Source organism: Arthrobacter sp. NtRootA1, assembly GCF_019976975.1.
GTDB lineage: Bacteria > Actinomycetota > Actinomycetes > Actinomycetales > Micrococcaceae > Arthrobacter > Arthrobacter aromaticivorans.
In genome coordinates this window covers 5,014,541-5,034,756 of record NZ_AP024630.1, presented here as the reverse complement: position 1 = coordinate 5,034,756, position 20,216 = coordinate 5,014,541, and the positions used below count along the sequence as shown (strand labels likewise).

The 20,216-nt window shown below is 61.8% G+C and carries 21 protein-coding genes; 7 read left to right on the top strand and 14 right to left on the bottom strand.

Features of this window, described 5'->3' with window-relative positions; genetic code table 11:
• Window positions 1-75 precede the first annotated feature (75 nt).
• Complete coding sequence (locus tag LDN90_RS22985) at window positions 76-549, top strand: MarR family transcriptional regulator (RefSeq protein ID WP_223947264.1); 474 nt, start codon at window positions 76-78, stop codon at window positions 547-549.
• Here the strand turns inward: LDN90_RS22985 and LDN90_RS22980 are convergent.
• The 9 genes from LDN90_RS22980 to LDN90_RS22940 form a co-directional block, all read right to left on the bottom strand.
• Window positions 546-1,055: an isoprenylcysteine carboxylmethyltransferase family protein gene (locus tag LDN90_RS22980; protein WP_223947263.1), complete on the bottom strand. Its 510-nt coding sequence runs from the start codon at window positions 1,053-1,055 to the stop codon at window positions 546-548. The genes LDN90_RS22985 and LDN90_RS22980 overlap by 4 nt on opposite strands.
• Window positions 1,056-1,094: 39 nt before the next feature.
• Entirely contained in the window at window positions 1,095-1,379 is a 285-nt protein-coding gene (locus tag LDN90_RS22975; protein WP_223947262.1) for a hypothetical protein, read from the bottom strand.
• 185 nt (window positions 1,380-1,564) lie between these two features.
• Window positions 1,565-4,243, bottom strand: coding sequence for a polysaccharide lyase 8 family protein (locus LDN90_RS22970; protein WP_223947261.1), 2,679 nt, complete (start codon window positions 4,241-4,243; stop codon window positions 1,565-1,567).
• A 63-nt stretch (window positions 4,244-4,306) separates the two neighbouring features.
• Window positions 4,307-5,320 (bottom strand): hydroxyacid dehydrogenase, encoded by a 1,014-nt coding sequence (locus LDN90_RS22965; RefSeq protein WP_216926214.1) that lies wholly within the window; start codon window positions 5,318-5,320, stop codon window positions 4,307-4,309.
• Window positions 5,317-6,231, bottom strand: a complete 915-nt coding sequence (locus tag LDN90_RS22960; RefSeq protein WP_216926215.1) for a carbohydrate ABC transporter permease — start codon at window positions 6,229-6,231, stop codon at window positions 5,317-5,319. The genes LDN90_RS22965 and LDN90_RS22960 overlap by 4 nt, the downstream gene beginning before the upstream one ends.
• On the bottom strand, window positions 6,228-7,175 hold the full coding sequence (locus LDN90_RS22955; RefSeq protein WP_223947260.1) for a sugar ABC transporter permease: 948 nt from the start codon (window positions 7,173-7,175) through the stop codon (window positions 6,228-6,230). The genes LDN90_RS22960 and LDN90_RS22955 overlap by 4 nt, the downstream gene beginning before the upstream one ends.
• A 59-nt stretch (window positions 7,176-7,234) precedes the next feature.
• Window positions 7,235-8,542 carry a sugar ABC transporter substrate-binding protein gene (locus LDN90_RS22950; RefSeq protein ID WP_223947259.1) on the bottom strand — a complete coding sequence of 436 codons (1,308 nt, stop codon included), beginning with the start codon at window positions 8,540-8,542 and terminating at the stop codon, window positions 7,235-7,237.
• A 119-nt stretch (window positions 8,543-8,661) separates the two neighbouring features.
• Entirely contained in the window at window positions 8,662-9,786 is a 1,125-nt protein-coding gene (locus LDN90_RS22945) for a substrate-binding domain-containing protein (RefSeq protein ID WP_216926218.1), read from the bottom strand.
• Between the two features lie 250 nt (window positions 9,787-10,036).
• Window positions 10,037-11,548, bottom strand: coding sequence for an MFS transporter (locus LDN90_RS22940; protein ID WP_223947258.1), 1,512 nt, complete (start codon window positions 11,546-11,548; stop codon window positions 10,037-10,039).
• Between the two features lie 247 nt (window positions 11,549-11,795).
• Between LDN90_RS22940 and LDN90_RS22935 the strand changes: the two genes are divergently transcribed.
• From LDN90_RS22935 to LDN90_RS22915, 5 genes are all read left to right on the top strand, one after another.
• The gene (locus LDN90_RS22935; RefSeq protein ID WP_216926220.1) at window positions 11,796-13,724 is read left to right on the top strand and encodes a DUF2264 domain-containing protein; all 1,929 of its coding nucleotides are present in this window, start codon (window positions 11,796-11,798) and stop codon (window positions 13,722-13,724) included.
• Window positions 13,725-13,855: 131 nt separating this feature from the next.
• Window positions 13,856-14,059: a hypothetical protein gene (locus LDN90_RS22930; RefSeq protein ID WP_216926221.1), complete on the top strand. Its 204-nt coding sequence runs from the start codon at window positions 13,856-13,858 to the stop codon at window positions 14,057-14,059.
• A 93-nt stretch (window positions 14,060-14,152) separates the two neighbouring features.
• A complete protein-coding gene (locus LDN90_RS22925) occupies window positions 14,153-14,956 on the top strand; it encodes a DUF1206 domain-containing protein (RefSeq protein WP_216926222.1) in 804 nt (267 codons plus the stop codon).
• Window positions 14,957-15,043: 87 nt separating this feature from the next.
• Window positions 15,044-15,979, top strand: coding sequence for an SDR family oxidoreductase (locus LDN90_RS22920; RefSeq protein ID WP_216926223.1), 936 nt, complete (start codon window positions 15,044-15,046; stop codon window positions 15,977-15,979).
• A gap of 26 nt (window positions 15,980-16,005) precedes the next feature.
• Complete coding sequence (locus tag LDN90_RS22915) at window positions 16,006-16,560, top strand: isochorismatase family cysteine hydrolase (protein ID WP_216926224.1); 555 nt, start codon at window positions 16,006-16,008, stop codon at window positions 16,558-16,560.
• Here LDN90_RS22915 and LDN90_RS22910 read toward each other — a convergent pair.
• The 4 genes from LDN90_RS22910 to LDN90_RS22895 form a co-directional block, all read right to left on the bottom strand.
• The gene (locus tag LDN90_RS22910) at window positions 16,509-17,411 is read right to left on the bottom strand and encodes an AraC family transcriptional regulator (protein WP_223947257.1); all 903 of its coding nucleotides are present in this window, start codon (window positions 17,409-17,411) and stop codon (window positions 16,509-16,511) included. The two genes, LDN90_RS22915 and LDN90_RS22910, sit on opposite strands and share 52 nt — an antisense overlap.
• Before the next feature lie 208 nt (window positions 17,412-17,619).
• On the bottom strand, window positions 17,620-17,880 hold the full coding sequence (locus LDN90_RS22905) for a hypothetical protein (RefSeq protein ID WP_223947256.1): 261 nt from the start codon (window positions 17,878-17,880) through the stop codon (window positions 17,620-17,622).
• Window positions 17,873-18,145, bottom strand: coding sequence for a GlsB/YeaQ/YmgE family stress response membrane protein (locus LDN90_RS22900; RefSeq protein ID WP_216926227.1), 273 nt, complete (start codon window positions 18,143-18,145; stop codon window positions 17,873-17,875). Before LDN90_RS22900 ends, LDN90_RS22905 begins: the two co-directional genes overlap by 8 nt.
• Before the next feature lie 313 nt (window positions 18,146-18,458).
• Window positions 18,459-18,647, bottom strand: coding sequence for a CsbD family protein (locus LDN90_RS22895; RefSeq protein WP_216926228.1), 189 nt, complete (start codon window positions 18,645-18,647; stop codon window positions 18,459-18,461).
• A 185-nt stretch (window positions 18,648-18,832) separates the two neighbouring features.
• Here LDN90_RS22895 and LDN90_RS22890 point away from each other — a divergent pair, with 185 nt between their 5' ends.
• Window positions 18,833-19,270: a hypothetical protein gene (locus LDN90_RS22890; RefSeq protein ID WP_216926229.1), complete on the top strand. Its 438-nt coding sequence runs from the start codon at window positions 18,833-18,835 to the stop codon at window positions 19,268-19,270.
• 93 nt (window positions 19,271-19,363) lie between these two features.
• Here LDN90_RS22890 and LDN90_RS22885 read toward each other — a convergent pair whose 3' ends face one another.
• Complete coding sequence (locus LDN90_RS22885; RefSeq protein ID WP_216926230.1) at window positions 19,364-20,068, bottom strand: alpha/beta hydrolase; 705 nt, start codon at window positions 20,066-20,068, stop codon at window positions 19,364-19,366.
• Window positions 20,069-20,216 lie beyond the last annotated feature (148 nt).

Here is a 20,216-nt window from a genome sequence, read left to right as displayed (position 1 = left end):
TAAAAGAAATATAATCCTGAGCTCAGCCCTGGTCAATCGTTTCGGGCAAGCGAAAGACTTTGCTAGCCTCGGAGCATGACGAATCAGGGGCAACGCGAGGCTCTGCTGGAAGCTGTTTATGCGTCGGGCCGGGAGCTGTCCACTGCCGCGATCATGTTCCACACCGCACTATCGGAACTCCGGGGCCTTTCGGCGACGGAGGGCAAGGCCATCGACATCCTGCTGCGGCACGGCCCCATGACGGCGGGTGAGTTCGGGGAACATTCGGGGCTGGCCCCCGCATCCGTCACCGGACTCATGCAGCGACTCGAAAGCAAAGGCGTGGCCCGGCGGGTCAAGCATGGCGAGGACAAGCGGAAGGTCCTGATCGAGCTCGTCGGTGACCAGGTTGCCGCAGCGGCACCCTACTTCACCGATTTCATGGGCGGCATGGCCGCGCTGCTGGAGGGCTACAGCGACGACGAACTCCGGATCATCGCGGACTACTCAAGCAAGGCCGCGCGCGTCCAGCAGGAGGCGGCCGTTCGGCTGAGTCAGGGAGCAACCTAGGCGCCGCTACCCCGCCAAGGCGTCAGCCGCGGCCACCACCCCGGAACGTTGCGCCGGTACTCGAGGTACTGCTCGCCGTACGTGTCGGTGAGGGTGGGCTCCTCGTAACCCTTCACGAAAGTGACCACGGCGATGAGGGCTATCGCAGCGTAGATCACGAGCCACCAGCTGCCGCAGAGCAGCGCTTGGCCGAGGATGATCGTGAGCACCGCAATGTACATGGGATTGCGCACGAATCGATAAACCCCGGTGACAACCAGCGACTGGGTCGGCGCAACCGGCGCCGGGGTTCCCCGGTGAAGGGCGAACAGCGCAAATGCGTGGAGCAGGAAAGCTACCCCTAGGGCGATCGCGATCCAGGCGACGGGCGCCACGATCCACGTCGCGCCGTCCCAGTCGTAGAGCCGCCATCCGGAGATGAGCCATGGGATGAGACCCGCCACGATGCCAGGCGCGAGGAAGAGGAAAACAATGGTCCCGATCCACGCGCGCGCTGACTGAGTCATGTCAGTCAGGTTAGTCCTCGGTTTGAGGGCTGGCGCAACTCACGCCGCCAGCCCAGCCCCTGCCAACGCTGGGGCAGGATCTACCCGAACCGGCAATTCGTGCAGCATCGCGTAGCCCTGCAGTTGTTCAAGAGCATCCGGTTCGATCAAGGCGCCCGTAAGGTCCATCTCGACGTCCCTGCCGTCGGCCAGGCTGTTGGTGCGTTGAACGATTGGATATAGCGCGTGGAGATTGGAGGTGGTCACGTGACCGGTTGCTGCGATCTGGATCTGTGCTCCGTCGAGGTCGACTCGAACAACTACAGAGAGCTTCTCGCTGGTCAATATGCTGCCTTTCATCCGTTCGCTGCCACGCTGCAGCCACCCCAGCGTAGGCATCAGATGTGATCTGCGCAACATTGCGACGGCGCGAGTTCGCTACGCGTTCCCCTCACCGGTCATTGTCAGCAGCTTGTGACGTCGCCCCGACAGGGTGGCTGGTACGGGTCCATCCACCCTGTCGGGAGGCGTTAGCTAATGCGCGCGACCAGGCGGGAGGCCAGGTCTTGCATGGCGGCGTAGGTAGCCGGGTCGAGGTTCTGCTGCGAGCTGGCAATCCGGGCTTTGAAGGCATCGAGGTATTCTTGGCTTTCCCGGCTTTTCCTGTCGGCGTGGGCGAGTTTCTTCAGCCATTTGTCGAGGTCATCGTAGAGCGGTTTGGTGAGTTTGCCGGCGTCGTAATCGCGTAAGAGCCGTTCCCTCACGATGGTGGGGGACAGCACGTATTTGATGCGGGCGGATCGGCTGCTGCCTGCGGCGTTGGCAACGTCTACGGAGATGCGTGTTGCGCTTCCGTTTTTGGTGATGGTGACGCCGTCGTCGGCCGATACCGTTTCTGCCCCGGTGATGTCCAGATCGAGGACGACGGTGCTGGCCAGCTGGGTTGGGTCGCTGACGGAAAGGCGCAATTCCGTGTCCGTTTCTTCAACGATGACCGCGCACGGCTGCTGCGCGGTGATGAATGACGTGGTGCCCGCGGTGAAGAAGGCTACTCCGAGCTTTCCAAAGGTTTCATGGCGTGCGGCGTGCACGGTCGCGGACCGCTCAACCACCCGGATGGGCAATTTTTGGGCGTAGGCACGGGTTTGTTCGGCCGTTGCCTTGGGCAGGAGGACGTAGCCATAGTGGTCTGCTCCTGCCGTTCCGTGTTCGAGCCAGAAGGTGGCGAACGTGTTGGTGAATGATGCGGAGGTTCGGTTGGGGCTGATATCGGAGAGTTTGCCGGTTCGTTCTTCCCGCAGGACGTTTAGCGTGGTGGGCTCGGTGAGGACGTAGCCCGCTGCATTGCCCAGGTGCGCCCACGTGGCGCTCGTCTGTTTGATGGGACCGTTGGTGGTGAGTGCTTGCCCGTCGATGGTGATGGTTGCGCTGGAGCCGGTTCGACGGTTTTCGATGATTGTCTCGAGTGTCCGGCCTGGGTCCCCGGTGATACCGTCGCCCAGGCAAAGGATCTCGTCGCCGAAGAAGAACCAGGATTTCCGGCATTGCAGTGTGGAGGGGGATTCTGCCTTCAGCCGTAAACCGGCGAGGCCCCAGTTTGAGTCTGCAACGCCTCCGGCCCAGTAATCAGGGTTGTGATATTCGGCGCGCCACGGAACCGTGACCCGTGTGCGGGTTACGGTGTCGATCGTGGTTCCGGGGATCCGGTAGGGGTCCACCGTGAACCAGTATCCGTTGCCGAATTGAGTGGGGTCGTCAGTGTAAAGGTAGAGGGCGCCGTCGGCGGTGTACCAGCCGGCCAGATTTTCATTGTTGCCGGTTTCGTAGTTGGAGATGCGAGGGGAGTTCATGGCTACGGCGGCTGCGAACGTTTCGTTGCGGTGCAGGACCCTGTCCATGGATCCGAAAACATGGGTGGTGACCAGTGGTCCGCGGGGTGCCACGGCCGCGTCGTTGACGAGTGCCCGTGCCATGCTGAAGGCCGCCAGGGTGAAGCCAGCCATTGGGTCATCGCCCTTGTCGCCGGTGAGTTCCTGCTTGAGCACGGCAGCGAGCCGACTGCGTTGGTCTCCTGTAGTCGTGTCCAGCAGCGGCAGTGCAGCGGCCAGGACGCCGTGTCCGGCACCGTGGTCGCCGTCGGGAGAGAAAGCGACGTTCCGGCCCCGGACGGTGTCCATCATGAGTCCGTTCCACATGAAGGGTTCAAAGGAATCGTGGATCCAGTCATAAATGATGTTCGTATCAATGGAGGCACCCAAGGGAACGGTTCTGAGGATGGTGGCCACCATGGACGTCAGAAGGCTCGCCCCGTAGCCTCCGACGTAGGGGAACTGGCCGTGTTGGATGAATGAACCGTCCGGATAGAAGCCGTCATAGCTGAAGAAGGCTGCTTCATCCTTGTTGCCGTCGATCGTGCCCACCGCGACGCCCGCTGGCTTTGCGTAGGTCATGAGTGAAGACAGGCTGTGCAGCGCTGCCGTGACCGTGGGCATGTCACCGGATAGTACGCCACGGCCGCTGAATCCATCTGCGACCAAGGCCAGGTTGGCGGCGGCGGCCTCTGTGCCGGTAGTCGGCATTTGGGGTACGTAGTGCGCCTCTGCGGCCACGTAGGAGCTGATCTGTTCGGGCGAGAGTTGATCGAAGAGCAGGACCACGGCGTCATTGATGGCTTGGGGCGTGGCGATCTTCCACTCGTACCAGTTGTCGTATGCGGTTCCGCTGGTGGTGTAGGCATTGGTGCACAGCCAATCAAGACCGTTCACGATTGTCGCGGCCAGCCCGGTGTCGTGATACGTAGAGGATCCGGTTGCTGCCCAGGCCATGGCCATATCGCGGAGTCGGCGGGCGGTGTTGGTGACGTTCGAGGATTTGATACCCAGAGGCAGGTCCGCCCACAAGGATGTGCGGCCCGATGCGGTATTCATGGAGGTCTGCCATTTCCGGCCGGTGGTAGCTATAGCCGTCAGCCGGGATGCGAAGGCTGGATCGGCGGGGTCGTAGCCACCGCCCATCAGGGCCTTTTGCCAGGCTTGGCGGGCGGCAATGAAGAGGTCATCCGCCGCGGATGCGCGTGGTGCTGTCAGTGGGAGAGTTCCGAGCACAGCCGCAGCGACGGCGCCGAACTGCAGCAAGGTCCTACGGTTCAGGACTATCGGGGTTGCCCGGCGGGTGTTCTTAGGGGCGGTTGAATTCGTGGTGTGTTCCATTGATTCGCCTTCGATGTAATGGGGAATGACACATGTCACGGACTTGGTATGTGGTGAGGCGGCCTACGCCGTGATTGCGAGATCTTCGGCTTTCAGTTGGTAGGCGAGGGGCACGCCGCGGGATAGCCGGAGTGCTTCCTGCACGGCGCTCGCTGCCATGCGTTCGAGCTCGGTGCCCAGCGACCCCGCCACGTGTGGGGTGAGCAGCACGTTGGGGTGTGAGTAAAACCGGGACTCTGCCGGTAACACCCAGGGCGTGGTGACGTCCAGGATGGCATAAAGGTCACCCTTTTCCACTCGCGCAAGAAGTGCTTCCTGGTCCACCAGCTCACCTCGCGAGGTGTTGATGAACGTGGCTCCCGGCCGCATCCGTTCGATCAGTCCTGCATCAATGAGGTTCTTCGTGGAGGGGAGCGACGGCGCGTGGAGGCTCACGACGTCGCTACTCGCCACGAGCTCGTCCAGGCTGAGGAGCCCGACGCCGAGTGCAGAGGCCTCCGAGGCGCTGAGGTATGGGTCGGCGACCACCACTTCCAGCTCGTAGCCAGCCAAGAGGCGAATGACGTGCCGGCCAATCTTTGAGGCTCCAATGATGCCGACCCGCTTGCGGTAGTTGCCCATGTCTGGAAAGAGCTGCTCCGCAGGTACTGCCGTCCGGGTGGAGTGCAGGGCCTGGGCGATTTGGAGCACTTTCTTGTTGGCCAGGACGATCATTGCAACTGTGTACTCGGCAACGGGGATGGCGTTGGCATCAGCGGCGGAGCTGATCTGGATGCCGCGTTCCCAGCAGGCGTCTCCAATGTGGTGTTTCACGGTGCCTGCAGCGTGAAGGACATAGCGGAGGCGGGGTGCGGCATCCAGGACCGCGTCGTCGATCATCGGACATCCCCAGCCAGTAATGAGGACGTCCGCTTCCACCAGGACAGCCCGGCCTTCCGGTGAGTGGAAGTCCTCAATCGGGTCATGACTGAGAAGGTTCAACGAACGCTCCAACGGATCAAGGCTGGTCGGCGGAAAGACAGTGCGTGCTGTGCTGGCGGGCATCGCCAGGGCCACGTTCAGGGAGTTGGTGCTCATTTGACGCTTCCCGCGCTGAGTCCTGACTTCCAGAACCGCTGCAACATAACGAAGGCAAGCAGGAGCGGGACAATCGAGAGCAGCGACCCCGTGATGACCATGGGCGTAAATTCCGGCTGTGGCACGGAGTAGCCCTGCCAGATCGAGATACCGACACTGACGGGCAGCAATTTCTGGTCTTGGAGCATCACCAAGGGGAGCATGAAGTTGTTCCACACTCCCACGAACTGGAACAGGGCAATGGTTACGTAGCCGGGCATCATCATCGGCAGCCCGAGGGAGAAGAATGAACGGATCGGACCCGCGCCGTCCACACGGGCGGCTTCCAGGGTCTCGCCAGGGACGTAGGCGGCCGAGTACACCCGGGCCAGATACACCCCGAACGGGTTGCAGAGCACCGGGATGAGGATGGCCCAAACGGTGTTGGTGATGCCGAACACCGAAGCCAACAAATACATGGGCAAAACGGTGGCGGTGTTGGGGATAAGGACGCCTACCAGGACCACTCCGAAGAAGGAATCCTTGCCGCGGAACTGGAACTTGTCGAACGCGTAGCCTGCCATGACGGAGATGAGCCCGCCGAAGACCGCCCCGAACGCGGCGTAGAACATCGAGTTCGCCATCCAGCGCAGGAACACGCCGCCGTCCTGCCCCAGAACGGCAGCTACGTTGTCAAGGAAGGCGGGTTGGCCGAACGCGTACGCTCCGGTGCCATACAGGTCAGCGGTGTTCTTGGTTGAGGCGATGAAGAGCCACAGGACGGGCAGGACCATGTACGCGCAGCCAATGACCAGCAGTGCGTTGACGGTGAAGGTGCCGGTGAACCTGCGGCTGCGTTTGGCGTTCCGGCGTTCTGATGCCGTTGTCTGCGGTGGCGTGGCGTGTTGTCTGGGCATGGTACTGGTGCTCATGCTTTGTTCATCCTTGAGCTGAAGCGGGTCACGGCCCAGGACAGCACGGCGGCCAGGAGCGCGATAATGATGGACGCTGCCGCGGCCTGGTTGAGGTTATGCCTGTTGAATGCGGCGTCGTAGGCCCACATGTTCGGAACCCAGGTGCTGGTGACGGAGGCGGTGGCTTTGCCGATAATGGATGGTTCGGTGAAGAGCTGAAGTGTGCCGATAACCGTGAAGAGCATGATGACGCTCAGGGCCGGAAGTATCAGCGGCAGCTTGATGCTGATGGCGGCACGGATTTCGCCGGCGCCGTCTACCCGTGCTGCTTCCAAAACCTCGCGGGACACAGCCTGCAGCGCCGTGAAGAGAATGATGACGTTGTAGCCGGTCCACTCCCACACGGAGATGTTGACGATGGAGGGAAGGATCATGTGGTTGTCCAGGAAATTCAGCGAGATCCCGCCTGATTCCAGGACCGACACGATCGGGCTAACCCCCGGCGTGTAGAGGTAGGCCCAGATCAGGGCCGCGATGACACCGGGCACTGCGTGGGGGAGAAAGACAAGGAGCTGGAAGAGCTTCCTGGCACGAGCGACGCCGGCGTCCAGCAAGAGCGCGAACGCCAAGGCGCCGCCCATCATGCAAGGTATATAAATCAGACAGTAGAGGGCGAGTCTGCCGATGCCGCCCACGAAGCTTTCGGATTGCAGGACCTGCAGGTAGTTCTCCAGACCGACGAACGAGGTCTTGGCCTCGCCGAAGCCAAGACCGGACTTCTGCTGGGCGAAGAAGCTCAGCACAATTGAGTAAACGACGGGCGCCACCATTGCGAGGGTGAAGACTGCGAAGAAGGGCGTGAGGAACAGCGCCGCCGTGCGGCCGCCCGTTCCGGACATTGAGCGTTGCTTGCGGGCACTTTGGCGGGCCCCGGCGTTTGCGGTGGTTTCTTGGGTGACCATGATTCATCTCCTCGGGCGGGGTGGCTCCGGGATCCCCGAAACCACCCCGTCGTAGGGCCCTACTCCTTGACGGAGAGGCCGTTCTGCTTGAGTCCGGCCACTGTTGCGGTTTGTGCTGTGTCAACGGCCTCCGTGATCTTGCCGCCGGTGGTCAGCTTGCCGTATGCGTCCTTGAGGGCCGTGTTGGTAATGTCCCAGTTCGGTCCCCACTGCCAACCGGGCGTGATGGTGGAGTAGGCCTTATCAAAGACCGAGTAGATGTCGTTACCGAAGTAGCTCGCGTCGTAGGCCTGCTGGGCTACAGGTGTGAGCCCGGGGAAGGCCAGGAACGCGGACCCGGTGTTGCCGCGTGCCTTGATGGCATCGGAATTGGTGGCGAGGTATTCGATGAACTTGGCCGCCGCGGCGGGGTTCTTGCTGCTCTTGGTGATATTGAACGTGGAACCGCCGTAGAAAGCGTCCGAAGGCGTTCCCCAGTTGGGAACCTCAGCCGCGATCCACTGGCCCTTTTGCCCGCTGGCTTCGGTACGCTTCTGAATTCCTGTTGCGCTCCAGTTCGCGCCCAGGACACCGACGACGGCGCCACTGGCCAAATCTGCGCTCCATTCGTCGCTGAAGGATTGCTGGACCTTGACGATCTTCTGGTCAATCAGCTTCTGCCAGTAGCTGGCGACCTTCTGGGTTGGGTCGTCGTTCACTCCGATCTTCCAGCTCTCCCCGTCGGTGCCGAACCACTTGGCCCCTGCCTGCCACGCCAAGGCGCCGGTCAGCGAAGCTTCGTTAGGGTTGAAGCTGGTCAGGAAGGAATCCGGAGCGATCGCCTTGAACTTCTTGCCCGCCTGTTCGAACTCATCCCATGTCTTCGGAACGCCTACACCGGCCTTGTCCAGCATGTCCTTGCGGTACCACATGATCATCGGGGCAGCATCGTAAGGCAGGGCGAAGGTCTTATCGCCGAACTGCACCAGGGACTTGGTTTCGTCCTTGAGCTTGTCCACTGTGGCGGACTTGTTGATCAAACCATCAAGTGGCTGGAGCTGGCCGTTGCTGACAAATTGCGGCAATTGCGGATATTCAATCGTTGCGACATCCGGTCCATTGCCTGCCGTGACGGCGGTGGAGAGCTTGGCGTAACCGCCTCCGGAACCGTTGGGCACCGTCTCGAAGTTGACCTTGATCTTGCTCTGGCTGGCATTGAACGCGGCAGCAACCTTGTCCATCCCGGCCAACGGGGACCAGAACGTGATGGTCCCTGAAGGGTCTTCAGTCGGCGTTGGCGTGGCTGCCGTCGTGCTGCCACAGCCGGTAACGAGGGCAGCGCTGGCCATCAGGCTTACCGCTCCAAGCAGAAGCTTGCGACGCTTCATTCTGTTCTCCTTTGAAGTTCACGATGCGAAGTCGGGGTGTGCTCTACGGCACATTTGACTAATCACCATTGAAATCGCCACATATGAACAAATTCAACGAAGTGAACAGGAGTGAACATTCAGGTTTGGGTCGAGTCCCGGACCATCAGCGTCGGAGACAAGTTCACGCGCTGCAGCGCAGAGGTGCTCCCGCGTCTTGCGCCAATCCGATTCAGGCACATCACCATCGCCTGATGCCCGACGTCGTACTTCGGAGGCGCCACGGCCGTCAACGGAACGGCCCCCAGGGCGGCGATTTCGTCGTCGTACGCAATGATCGCAAAGTCCTCAGGGACGCGAAGCTGCCGCTCTTGGCAAGCGCTGGCAAACTGGAGGGCGTCCTCATCGCTGTGGACTATCGCGGCCGTGATCCGGGTTTCGGTGCACCAGTCCAGGATTCCGTCAACCACCAGCCGGTGGGCCTTCGGATCGTTCTGCGCCCGGGACATCGTGCGAACCATGGAGTCCCGGTTAGGATCCGAGGCGCCGTGAGTATGCGCGGCCCGCTCCATGGCTCGACGGTAGCCGTCAATCAGCTGCGACGCCGTCGGGCTGTTCTCGCGCAGGCACAACGCGATCTTCCGGTGGCCGAGACCCAGCAGATGCTTAACGGCGATCTCTGCCCCGCGCGCATGATCACTCCGCACGGCTTCGAGCGTTCCGTGATCCAGGGCGTTATCAATGGAGCGCTCGACGACGATCACCGGCACCTCAGCTGCGGCCAGCAGGTCCAGCGTTTCTGTGCCAGCCAACGACTCCTCGCTCGGCGTGACCAGGATCCCGTCCACCCCATGTTCATAAAGGCGGCGGAGCTGACGGCGTTCCTCCTCGCCCGAGTAGTTGGATACACCAAGTACCAATCGCACACCCGCTTCTTGGGCGGCGGCCTCGGCGCCGCGGATCACTCCCGGGAAGTAGTACGACGCCGACGGAACGATCATCCCGATCGTCGCCCAAGGCCGCCTCCCGCCCGGTTGCCAGGAGGCGGAATGCTGTACAGTCGCGCCGCTTCCGGTTGTTCGGCCCCCGGCAGGAACGGCTCCCCCATGCACCCGTTCGAGCAACCCCCGCTCAGCAAGTATCGCGAGATCCCGCCGTACTGTCATGCCGGAGGCTCCAAGCTTGGCCGCAAATTCGGCAGCATTCAGGGAACCGTGAAGGGCTAATTCCCTCAGGATGAGCTGTTGACGATCCTCGGACAGCATGTAGGTCCCCGCCTATCAAGTTCATTTGTGTTCAGTTTGTTCATTATGAACTATAGGCACTGGAACATTTCGGCGGAGTTCCTTCAGGGGGCCATGGATGACATCTTGGCGCGCTTTCAGGCCGCACGGCCCAAGCTCTGCTCGACGTCGTGCGCGGAGTAGCTGGCCGTACCGCGCCGCTCAACGGGCGGCGCTTCTGACCGTCCTTCGTACCGTCAACACAAGCGTTAGGGGTTGTTCGGCCCGGTGCTCACATCGCCGTCGGCCTGTTCGGGCGGTTCTCGTGGGCCGCCTGGGCGGCTTCGTAGCTGCTGTCGAACGGGAGCGTATCCATCTCCAGCAGCGGGTTGTGATCCTGCGTCTTTACCAGCTCGCGGGCGGCTGCCTCGGAGTCCACGCTGGGCATTGAGCCGGGAAGGTGCCGTTTGGCGGACTCCGGCAGGAAGTAGATAGCAACGGCCGCGATGACCGACGTCGCCATGAGGTAGAACGCCGGCATCAGGTCGTTGCCTGTCGCCTGGATGAGCGAGGCAATGATGAACGGTGCGGTGCCGCCGAAAATCGCCACGGCGAAGTTGTAGGCGATGCCCATGGCAGAGTAGCGGTGCGCAGTGGGGAACAGTGCCGGCAGCGCCGACGCGAGGATGGAAACGAAGAACGCCACCGGAAACGCGACCATGGCCAGGCCCGCGAGCGTGGCAGGAACGGTTCCGATCGATATGAGCAGGAAAGCGGGAAGCGCCAGGACAACGGTGCTGATGGCCCCGATCCAGAGCACTGGGCGGCGGCCAATCCTGTCCGAGAGGCGTCCCGTAAGCGGGATGCACAGCGACATGACCACCAACACAGGAACGGTCAGCAGCGTTCCGTGGATCTCGTCGTACCCCTTGTTGGTGGTCAGGTAGGTGGGCATGTAGGACGTGAGCGCATAACCCACAGTGTTGCCCGCGGCCACGAGGATCATGGCCAGCACGATGTGGCGCCAGTGATCGCGGAAGATCCCCACCGGTCCGACGGGGCGGAGCTCGTCGCCGGTCTCGTGATGCTGGGCAGCCACGGCCTCTGCCTCCTGTGTGGCCTTGAAAGCGGGCGACTCCTCGATCTTCATGCGGAAGTAGATGGCCACGATGCCCAGCGGCCCTGCGATCAGGAACGGGATGCGCCAGCCCCATGCCTCCATCTGTCCCTGACCCAGGATCAGCTGGAGCGCGGACACCAGTGCGGCGCCCAGTGCGAATCCCAGGTAGCTGCCCATGTCCAGGAAGCTGACGAAGAAGCCGCGGCGGCGGTCCGGTGCGTGCTCGCATACGAACGTGGTGGCGCCGGAATACTCGCCCCCCGTGGAGAAGCCCTGGACCAGCTTCGTGACCACGAGCAGGACCGCGGCCCAGATGCCCAGCACCGCGTACCCAGGAAGCAGGCCGACGACGAACGTCGCGCCGGCCATCATCATCAGGGTCATGGCCAGGACCTTCTGCCGGCCGATCTTGTCGCCCAGCCAGCCGAAGAAGATCCCGCCCAGCGGCCGGGCGATAAACGTAGCACCGAAGGTTCCCAGCAGGAACAGGTTCTGCACAGCCCTGTCCGCCTCCGGCAGGAACACCGGCCCCATTGTGGTGATCAAATAGCCGAACACGCCAACGTCGTACCACTCCATCGTGTTACCCACGATGGTGCCCCCAAGCGCCTTCCGCAGAGTGCGGTGATCGACGACGTTGACGTCGGACACCCGCAACCTCCGCTGCAGATTGTGCTCTGTCATGGCTCGGTCACCGCCTGTTTTGGGTGGGCACGCGCCGCCAGTTCGCCGGCATCCCCGTGTGGTGGAGGCCCAACTCTTCGATCATCTTCCCACTGGCCAACTGGTACAACAACGAAAATCGCAGCCGACTCAAACGCCACGGGCTGCTGTTGCCCAGCCTGCGTTCAGTTTTGTTCGCCTTGCCCCACGGCGGTATTCAATGGCTTACGGTTAGGGCTCTTGGAGACAGCACACCCGCAGGAGACCCATGGCCACCGGCTTCACCATGCCCGCCCCGGATTACGAGCTCAGCCCCATCACCGGATGGACGCGGGATCACTGGGTCGCTTTCGCGGATCAGCAGCTTCTCGCGGTGCGCCCCTACTTCTCCGCGCAGAAGGCGCTGATCCGGCTGAGCGGCCGCCCGTCGTCGTCGGGTGTTTTGTCCGACGGCATGGAGGGGTTCGCGCGCACCTTCATGCTGGCCGCCTTCCGTGTGGCGGGGGAGCAGGGCAACGATCCGCACGGCCATCTTGACCTGTACAGGACGGGCCTCCTTGAGGGTACGCGGCCGGGTAGTCCTGAAGCGTGGCTGCCCATTCGCGACCGCTCCCAGCCCATGGTGGAAGCCGCATCCATTGCGCTGGGCCTGCAGCTGACCAAACCTTGGCTGTGGGACACACTGTCCGGGGACGAGCGGGCCCAGGTGGCCGAGTGGCTGCAGGGTTCCTCGCGGAGCACCTGCGTGGACAACAATTGGGTGCTCTTCCAGGTCCTGATCGCCGAGTTCCTGGCTGGCGCCGGGTTCGAGCACAACGCAGCCCAGATCGAACATGGACTGAAGCGGCTTGACGACTGGTACGTCGGCGATGGGTGGTACCGGGACGGGGACAATGACGGCACGGGCGATTTCTTCGACTACTACTGCGGCTGGGCGCTTCATCTTTATCCCGTGTTGTGGTGTGGGTTCGCGGCCAACCGGCACCCTGAAGCCCAAGCCAGGTCCAAGGTCTACCGGGCCCGTCTCGCCGCGTTCATGGACGATCATGTGCGTTTCTTCGGCGGGAACGGCGCCCCGGTTTTCCAGGGCCGCTCGCTGATTTACCGCTACGCCGCTGTGGCTCCGGTGTTCCTAGGGGAGGCAATCGGAGCGACGCCCCTCAGCCCCGGACAGAGCCGCCGGATCGCCAGCGGTGCCGCAAAGTACTTCCTCGACGGCGGCGCTTACGACGACGGCCTGCCGTCACTTGGGTGGCTTAGCGCTTTTGAGCCGATGACCCAGGGATACTCCGGCCCGGCGTCGCCGTACTGGACCTCCAAGGCGTTCGTGGGACTTCTCCTCCCCGCCGACCATCCGGTGTGGACCGCCGTCGAACAGCCTTCGCCCCGGGAGTGCATGGACGCCGTGCAACACGCAGAAGGCCCGAACTACCTGCTCCACTCCACCTCTGTGGACGGTATCGCCCGCGTGCTCAACCACGGCAGTGACAAGTACTACGCGCCTGGACCGGACGACCCCCATTACCGCCGCCTGGCCTATTCGAGCCACACCGCGCCGCTCTTCACCGAGGACCCCGTGGACAACCACTTCGCCGTCGTGGATGCGCAGGGAACGCCCAGCCGTCGCGCGAGGATTCACCGGCTCGAGTCCGGGCAGCTTAAAGCCGGGCAACACCAGGCAGCTAGCTGGCATGCGCCGGTCTGGAACGACGTGGAGGATCCCGCCGATTCACGCTGGCGGGTGGCAACAGCGACAGCTGCTGCCAGTGGATATGAGCTCAGGGTCCACGTGGTTGAGACGCCTAACATGGGCGAGGCCGACCCAGGGCTGGTACCGTCCAGGCTGCGCGTCCGCGACGGCGGATATGCGCTCGCAGATACCCGGCCGCCTGAGCTGCATGACGATGTTCTTGGAGTCGGCGGACTTCACACAGGCATCTGGCCGTTGTACGGCTACTCCGGAAGCGGGACTTTCCGCGCCGAGGGTGTATCGCCCTTCGGCCAGCACGCTGCTTGTGGATGCTTGGAAGGCCGTTTGGCAGGAGGGCGCAGCATCTTCGCCTCCTTGGTGTACCTGGGAGGCGAGGCGCCCGCAGCGGTTCCTACCGCCGTCGTGATTGACGACGACGGGGCCCGTGTAAGGGGGCACGTTACCCTGTCGACGGGCCAACAACTGGAGGTCATTTTCGACTTCTGAACCTGCCTTCCCAGCCGCGTGGATTCTTGAGCGAATCTTGAGATGACCCGGCGTCCTTCTTGAGGGCCCCGTCCCATGGTTGAACTATCAGCCAATGGAGTTGATGGGAACTCTCCGGAAGGACCACCGAAATGCCTGACCAGATCGCAGCTACGTCACTGAATACCGGAGCGGCCCACGTGAAGTCCGAGCCCCTTGCGGGTACCGGGGAGGCTGGCGGCCATGGGGGCGAAATCCCCGGCCAGGCCCATGCCGTCACCACCGTCCGCGAGCACTTCAACCCTTTGGGTGTGGGGCTTCGGAGTATCTGGCCGCAGTCGGTGTGTGGTTTCTAGCAAGCCACCTGCGCCCCGTGGTCTTGTACTCGTTCGAGTGGCACCATGGTGACAAGTCACAAAACAATAAGGAGGCTTGTCATCAAAGAGGAGATGAAGAAGGCCGCTGATGCGGCCGAGGAAGCCTCAAACTCACCCGCCCTGGCTGTTTTTGCGAGGGCTGGATACGCCGTCAGCGGGCTCCTGCACATACTCATCGGGGTCATTGCGTTTCAGCTCGCCTTTGGGCGCGGTGGTGAAGCCGACGTCAGTGGCGCTGTTGCCCAACTGGCCGCACAACCGGTGGGTCCCATCCTGCTCTGGGCGTGCTTCGGCGCATGCGCTGCCTTGGCCTTGTGGCAATTGGGCAACGCAACCTTCGGCTACCGCAAGGCCTCAGACAACAAGCTTTCCAAGCGGCTTTCCGCCGTGGGCCAGGCAATAGTGTTTGCCGGGCTGGCTGCCACCATCCTGTCCTTCACCATGGGTCGGGGGAAAAACAGTCGGGAATCTGCCAGCGATGTAACTGTGACGCTCATGAAAGCGCCGTTCGGGATAGTCCTGCTTGTTGCACTTGGCGCAGGCATCATGATCACCGGCGTGGTGTTCGTCGTCCGGGGCGTGATGCGGACCTTCGAAAAGGACCTCGCGCTGTCCTACAAGGAACCAACACGGAAGTTCCAATCGGGTGTTGGCGTCGTGGGCTATATCACCAAGGGCATAGCACTGTTGCTCGTAGGCCTGTTGGTGGTCATCGCGGCGGTTCGCGTTCAGCCCGAGCAATCCACAGGTCTTGATGGAAGCCTGCGTGCTTTGCGGGAGCAACCGTATGGTCCGTACCTTCTAGCGGCCGTTGCCGTGGGCCTGATCGCCTACGGACTGTTCCTCATGGTGAAGGCCAAAACGCTCCGGACCTAGCCCGTGCGTTTAGAGTCCAATGTGCCTGGGTACAGCCAACGGTAGCGTCGCAAGCCGGGAATCAGACATCTGAGAAAGGCCAGAACCATGACTCAATCCGACCCAAACCACAATGGCCAGCAAGCAAACGGCGATCATCGCCTCACCTCGGCCCCCAAGGATCCCCGCAGCGGATATCACTCCGACGAATTTCCCCAGCAGGAACAAGAACAGCCCGGCCTGACCAAACCGTTGAACCCCCAGCCCGATCATGGCGAATCCAGCTATGTGGGGCACGGCCGCCTGCAGGGCAAGAAAGCCTTGATCACCGGCGGTGATTCGGGCATCGGTGCCGCTGTAGCGATCGCGTATGCCCGCGAAGGTGCGGATGTGGCCATTAGCTATCTTCCGGAGGAAGAAGAAGACGCGAAGTCGACGGCGGAATGGATCCGTGAGTGCGGGGCCCAGGCACTGTTGCTGCCCGGCGACGCGCGCGACGAAAAGTTTGCGGCTGAGATTGTGGAGCGAACCGTGCAGGAGCTCGGCGGCCTCAACGTGGTGGTCCTGAACGCCGCGTATCAAAAGAATCGCGAGGGTTTGGAGACCATTCCTACAGAGGAATTCGATCGGGTCTTCAAGACCAACCTGTACTCGTTGATCTGGACAGCACAAGCTGCGATTCCGCACCTTCGCCCGGGGGCGTCGATCATCGTCACGGCATCTATCCAGGCCTTTAATCCTTCCGCCCAACTTGTGGACTATGCCATGACCAAGGCCGCGCAAGTGGCGTTCACCAAAGCCATGGCAGAGGAACTGGGGCCCAAAGGAATCCGTGTCAACGCCGTGGCCCCCGGCCCGATCTGGACGCCGTTGATCCCGGCCACCGAGTGGCCGGACAAGCTTCCCACATTCGGCCAGGACACTCCGCTGGGCCGTGCCGGACAACCTGCTGAGCTGGCACCGGCGTATGTGCTCCTCGCATCTGACGAAGGCTCCTATATCTCGGGCGCTGTACTTCCGGTGACCGGCGGCAAGGGTCTCTGAGCCAGGACAGGAAAGGGGATGCGCGCATGATTGCTGTGCTGGTAATCGACATGCAGAACGCCTTTTTTGAGGAACCGGCCCTGAAGCGGCGTCAGGAAGAAGTTGTTGCTGCCTGCAATTCATTGACCAGCGCGGCGCGGGAGGCAGGGGCAAACGTGCTCCTGGTTGGTACCCAGCATGAGCGGGATAAGTCCACGTGGAGCCTGAACATGCTGGACGATGACCAAGGCTTCATCTTCAGGGGAAGCGAACAGGCCAACTTCGTTCCTGGCCTGGTGACCGCCGACTTCCCGCAGATGGTCAAAACCCGCGACAGCGCGTTCTTTGGCACGGACTTGGGGATGCGCCTCAGGAACTGGGATGTGGAAACTGTCATTCTGGCCGGAGTCTCGGCCCACAACTGCGTTGCCCAGACTGCTGCTGATGCTTTCGCCCATAACATCCGGGTCATTTATGCAGCTGAAGCCCTGGCAACGGAGAACCCGGAGTCTGCCGAGGCAGTCCTCCGGGTTCTTACCCGTGAATATCGTCAGAGGGTCTTGCCGCTTGACGAGGTGCTGAAACTCTTGAAGGGCCCCTGACTGGACTCAATGGGGATCCAGAGTTGCCCGCTCCCGTGGGTGCCATCCGCGTCCGGCCTGACGCTAAGGAGTTCGGGGCCGCGTGCCCAAAAGTAAGGGTTGGCCGGGAACCATTCAGTAGCCGCGTCCGCCCACATGCGCTGCAGGGCATCCGGGAATTTTCCTTCGGTTTCGAACACCACCCATTGGCCGGCGGGAATGTCCAGGCTCTCGAAACCTTCTGGAGCGGGCTGGGTTGAGGCCACCGCGTGCCAATAGTCCAGTTCACTGCCCTCCCTGCGCTCTTCGTCGATCTTGTCCGTTACGGACAGGAGCCCGGATGGCTCGGTGTCCACCAGCGCCATCAGCCGCTTCGTGGCATCCGGGTCAATGCTGCGATGAAACTCGATGATTGCAGGGTTCGGACCTTCGTGAACCAGCGGAACGCGGACTTTGAGGCCAATCAGGCGGAAAGCCTCCTTGTTGACTATTCGGTGCTTCATGACGGTATTCCCTTCAATGCGGAGGTGGAACCTCAACTGAGGCTGGGAATGGAGGACTGCGCCAGGTTGCCGAGCTTCTGAGGGGGTCAGCCCATGCATCGCCTTAAAAGCACGCGCGAACGCCTCTGGGGATCCATATCCGTAGCGGAGGGCAACATCCAGCACCGTTGCGCCGGCGATGATTTCCGCGGTGGCGGACGTAAGGCGGCGTCGACGGATGTACTCCGAAATCGGAATGCCGGCCAAGGAGGCAAACATCCTCCTGAAGTGGTATTCCGACGTCAATGCCGTTCGAGCCAACGTGCTGACCTCGACCGCTTCAGTAAGGTCTTGTTCGATGAGCTCAAGCGCCCGCGTCCATTCCTGCACTGTTCCTCCCTTCATTCCCGACCATCACGCTACGGTGACGGCTCAGCCGCTGCCCCGACTATCCATGCCTGAAAATATCAGCCCCGTGAATTCCCGCCCCGCGCCAATGCATTTCGCAACCCCAAGAGTGGGGCAAAGCAAGAACCCGGAGGCTGCAACTGCAGTCTCCGGGTTCTTGTGTGTTCAGGACCCTGCGGATACCTGACTGTTAAGGGTGTCCTGAGCCGGAAGCTTCGTCATCCGGCTCGGACGAGAACGGCCTGTCCGCGGGCGTGTCCTCCGTATTGTGCTCGTCGAGCTCCGCGTCCGCAGAGGGGACCGTCTTCTCGGCGTAGTCGCCTGCGGTGTAATCCCCGCCGGCGTCTTCTTTCAAGGCCTCGGGCGATGCCCCGGCAGCGCCGTAATCACCTTCTGCGTACTGACCCTCAAGGTCGTCCTGGTTGGTGTTGGGTGTGGTTTCGTTAGCCATGGTGGGCCCGGCGTCCTCCTGTGGCCAGGCCGTAAATCAGCAGAACGATGATGGATCCGCCGATGGCCAGGAGCCACGTTCGAATGGCGAAGAATTCTGTCAGGCCCTCGCCGAAGATCAGGCCGCCGATCCAGCCACCCAACAGGGCGCCAACGACGCCCAGCAGCAAGGTAACAAACCAGCCGCCTCCCTGGCGTCCCGGAAGAATAAGCTTTGCGATAGCCCCAGCCAAAAGGCCGAGCAAAAGAAAACCAAAGAAACCCATTTTTGCTCCTACTTTCTTGTTGATGGAAATTCCATGAACTCGGTGAAGCGGTTCCGTTCATCGGTTGTCAGTTCCAGCGGCTAAGCGCTGTAACGGGGCCGTTCGAGGCCCAGTGGAATATGGGTCGGGATGTTTATTTTGCAAACGCCGACGAATTATTAAATGCAGCCAAAAGCACTCCTGTCCAAGGGGCCGGACCGTAGTACTACAACAGCAACGCTAGCTGGTCCCGGGAACAACAGCAAGTAACCTTGCTATTTTTGCCGGTCGGGGCCCTTGCCCCTCGGGCGGGGTCGTATGGCCTGAAATCCGGCTACTTGTCGCCGAAAGCGTCCTTCGCAGCGTCCTTGACCTTCTCGCCAGCCTGCTTCACATTGGCCGCAGCTTGCTCGCCCGCGCCCTCGGCTTGGAGGTCCCGATCACCAGTGGCTTCGCCGGTCTTTTCCTTGATCTTGCCCGTTGCTTCTTCCGTGGCATTCTTGATCTTGTCATCCAGTCCCATGGTTTTCACTCCTCGGGTTGCCTGTGGTTGTAGCCTGCGGGTTTTCCGCTGGTTGGCATTAAAGTTTAGTCCTGTTTCTCAATTCAGCAAATGTCCGTTAACCATCCGCCCTTGAAAGCACGCGTGACAGTGGGTGAAGGCCGGACTAGTGTCGTAGGAATAGCACCTCGAAAGGAGTGGGTCCTGTGAAAGGGAAAGCATTGTTCGCCGCCGGCATCGCTGTTGGCTATGTGTGGGGGTCCAAGTCTTGGCCGGAGGTGTATCGGCGCGTTCGCGGAGGCGCCGAAAAGGTCTGGAAGAATCCGGAGGTCCAGGAGAACGTCCATCAGGCCACTGAGACCGTCCAGGAATCAGTCCCGGACATCCTGGACAATCTGTACGCCGCGGGCAAGAAGCTCCTGGAGAAGGCGGAGACCATGTTTCCGGGCATCCTGGACGCGAAGTCCGGGCACCATGACAACTCCAGCACCGGTTCCTCTGCTTCGGCTTCTACCTCAACGCCTCCAGTCAGGTCGGACGTAGTATCCGATCCTGCGCTCGATGATCAGACGGGAAGCGATTGGACGGACGAAGGCGGCGCAGCGCCGGAAGGGCCCGCGACCAACACCCCGGCCAAGCCCTGACTTGCAGGGGCGAGCCTTCACGTAGATCGTCCGACGGGATGTCCCCGTTCGTCAGGTTCCCGTGCGGGCTATGGCGCGTACCGCCGTCGAGCGTTAGTTGGTGCGCTCGACGGCGGCCAGTATGGCTTCTCCCAGTTCACGTGGCTTGGTGAATTGTGGCCAGTGTCCGGTGGGTAGGTCGATGAAATCGACTTCGCGGACGCGTGCGAGTTCTTCTGTGAAGGGGTGCCCTGCGTCCATCATTTCGTTGAGCATGGACGAGGGGAACTCGCAGGCGATGATCGTGGCTGGTACGTCGTAGCGCCGGACGTCATGCAGGTGCTGTTGGTCGTAGGCTACGCCCTTGGGTTCGGGAATGGCGCGTGCGCGGAAGGCTTCCTTGAGCTCATCGGTCAGATCGACGAGGTCCGCGTCCTCAAAGCCTTCCCAAGGGGGCAGCGGAACTTCGTCGCCATCATCGGGCAGTTCATCATTGATCACGCCGCCTTCACCGAGTGGCCCGCTATCCACATAGACGGCCCGGTCCACTCGATCCGGACGGGCGTCAACAACGCCGTGGATGATTGCGCCACCGCCTGAATGGCCCACCAAGACCACATTGCCGCCAAAAGAATCCACCTTGTCCACCACGGCGTCGATGTGTGTGCGAAGGCCAATCCCGGCGCGTGGCGCGTCAACGGACTCCAGCCCGGGAAGTGTGAGTGGGTGAACCGAGTGCCCAGCTGCCACAAGCGGCGGCGTCACCTCCTCCCACGACGAAGCGTCCAACCAGAAACCGGGTACCAGGATGATGTCCATGCGGGTACCCTACGGGAGTCCGCAGGGGGTATGCACTCATTTTTGCTGGATCATTTGGCAGACCACCTCGTCATGTGGGCTGAAAAAAGGGGGTTGACGACTGGCGCTTCAAGAGTGATAGTTATCGTATACGATTTCGTACTCGATA